A 1,279-nucleotide genomic window follows, 5' to 3' on the forward strand; every position below is an offset into this window, starting at 1 on the left:
GTATTTTTATAAATTCCATGGATATTAGTGCGTTATATTTTTTGACAGGTTAATAAACGTGATCCACCGCACGCTTTGTCGCCCACCAGGCGGAGCGAATGACTACCCTTAAAGAAAAGCCCGATAATTAGCGACGAATTTCGGAGGTTGGATCCTTATGCTCAATCAGAAAATTCAAAACCCTAATCCAGACGAACTGATGATCGAAGTCGATCTCTGCTATGAGCTGGACCCGTATGAATTAAAACTGGATGAGATGATCGAGGCAGAACCGGAACCCGAGATGATTGAAGGGCTGCCCGCCTCTGATGCGCTGACGCCTGCCGATCGCTATCTCGAACTGTTCGAGCATGTTCAGTCGGCGAAAATTTTCCCCGACAGTAAAACCTTTCCCGACTGCGCACCTAAAATGGACCCGCTGGATATCTTAATCCGCTACCGTAAAGTGCGCCGTCATCGTGATTTTGACTTGCGCAAGTTTGTTGAAAATCACTTCTGGCTGCCGGAGGTCTACTCCAGCGAGTATGTATCGGACCCGCAAAATTCCCTGAAAGAGCATATCGACCAGCTGTGGCCGGTGCTAACCCGCGAACCACAGGATCACATTCCGTGGTCTTCTCTACTGGCGCTGCCGCAGTCATATATTGTCCCGGGCGGCCGTTTTAGCGAAACCTACTATTGGGATTCCTATTTCACCATGCTGGGGCTGGCGGAAAGTGGTCGGGAAGATTTGCTGAAATGCATGGCCGATAACTTCGCCTGGATGATCGAAAACTATGGTCACATCCCCAACGGCAACCGCACCTATTATTTGAGCCGATCGCAACCACCGGTTTTTGCGCTGATGGTGGAGTTGTTTGAAGAAGATGGTGTACGCGGTGCGCGCCGCTATCTCGACCACCTTAAAATGGAATATGCCTTCTGGATGGACGGTGCAGAATCGTTGATCCCTAATCAGGCCTATCGCCATGTTGTGCGGATGCCGGACGGATCGCTGCTCAACCGTTATTGGGACGATCGCGACACGCCGCGTGACGAATCCTGGCTTGAGGACGTTGAAACCGCGAAACATTCTGGTCGCCCGCCCAACGAGGTGTACCGCGATTTACGCGCGGGGGCGGCCTCCGGTTGGGATTACTCTTCCCGTTGGCTGCGTGATACTGGTCGTCTGGCGAGCATTCGTACCACCCAGTTCATCCCCATCGATCTGAATGCCTTCCTGTTTAAACTGGAGAGCGCCATCGCCAACATCTCGGCGCTGAAAGGCGAGAAAGAGACA

General features: G+C 52.0%; 1 protein-coding gene. It reads left to right on the forward strand.

Going from position 1 to position 1,279, the window contains the following annotated elements:
* Positions 1-157 precede the first annotated feature (157 nt).
* A partial coding sequence (gene treF, locus R7Z41_RS23900; protein WP_318141630.1) for an alpha,alpha-trehalase TreF occupies positions 158-1,279 on the forward strand: 1,122 nt, incomplete at its 3' end.

This window comes from Vibrio sp. 1457, from assembly GCF_033340195.1.
Lineage (GTDB): Bacteria > Pseudomonadota > Gammaproteobacteria > Enterobacterales > Vibrionaceae > Vibrio > Vibrio alginolyticus.